Origin of the sequence: Microcystis sp. LE19-41.2A (assembly GCF_027530405.1) — a bacterium.
In the GTDB taxonomy this organism is placed as follows: domain Bacteria; phylum Cyanobacteriota; class Cyanobacteriia; order Cyanobacteriales; family Microcystaceae; genus Microcystis; species Microcystis aeruginosa.
This window is the reverse complement of record NZ_JAPZQJ010000254.1, coordinates 1-1,207: the sequence shown is the minus strand read 5'-3', so window position 1 is coordinate 1,207 and position 1,207 is coordinate 1. Positions and strand designations below refer to the sequence as shown.

General features: G+C 40.8%; 1 protein-coding gene. It reads right to left on the bottom strand.

All coding sequences use genetic code 11. The features are described from left to right. Positions 1–255: 255 nt before the first annotated feature. Positions 256–585, bottom strand: a complete 330-nt coding sequence (locus O9290_RS11230; RefSeq protein ID WP_288058975.1) for a hypothetical protein — start codon at positions 583–585, stop codon at positions 256–258. Positions 586–1,207 lie beyond the last annotated feature (622 nt).

The following is a 1,207-nucleotide window of genomic DNA, read 5'->3' as shown; positions in this document are numbered from 1 at the left end:
GAGAAACGAGCCGGTTCCGAGAAAAGGAGTAAAAAGACCAGCTTTGTCCCAGATCAAGAGCGGCTCATAAGCTAAAACGCACTTAAACCACCTAAAATAGAAACATTAAAATTCTTTCCCTAACTTCTGCTCTTTCTTCTTCTTTAAGAGCTTTTTGTAAGTTTTTCTTTTCTTCTAAATCTAGGAAATCTTTGGCTGGCATAAGTAGGATTTTTCTAAAATTACTATTTCTATTTTAGGTGGTTTAAGTGCGTTTTAGCTTATGAGCCGCTCTTGATCTGGGACAAAGCTGGTCTTTTTACTCCTTTTCTCGGAACCGGCTCGTTTCTCCCCCTCTTGTGGGGTCTTTTTTTCTTGGTTGAGCGTACTGGGCTTGATTTTAGGCCGGCTCTTCAGTTTCTTGGCGGCTTTAAGTTCCTCGTCGAGGCTCTTGACTTGCTTTTCGAGCCCCGCTACCTTCCTCTCTAGGTCAGCTATAGTTTTTCCCTGATTCTTAATCACCTGTTTTTGCTCGGCCACCAGGTTCAGCAACCAGTTGACCAAGGGGGTGCGTTCGCTTTCAGGTATCTCGATGGGAAGAAGCATATCCTTAAGTTAAAGCAGATTTTCGTCCTCAGTGCAACCTAAGTCGATGCTTTCTCACGAGTGCGGGTTCATTTTCTAGGTTGACTTCGGCTTCCTTACCAGCATTTATTGAGATGTTGCTAATTTTAGTCCCGACGGCAAGACTTTGGTGAGCGGTAGTTATGACAAAACTATGTGGATTGTTTCAGCTAATTTGGTGTATTAGAAAAATGCTATAAATTCTATAATCTAAGACTTTAAGCCGAAATCTATTGCCCTATTTTAGCTGAAACAGTCCAGTAGGGTGCGTTAGCCAAAGCGTAACGCACCAATTTAATAATTAGGGTCTGCTGAAAAAGTTTTTCCTGGGGGTAGGAGTCAGTAGCCGGTCGTCAATAGCCGGTCGTTTCAGGCTTTGTTGCCCTTGTTTTTTGTACCAATTAATGTACTATAAAAAGGATAATGCAAGGTTTTTGAAAGTCCCAATCCTATTTTCTTGCACTATACTTTGCACGGCTACAACTTGCATTTTTTACTCAAGGACAATAATATAGTTTAAGAGTCATAATTAGAAGCAAAGCACTCATTAAAAACATGATTAACCTAGAATTCACGGAAGAAGAAAAGAACTCACTGTCTTAGG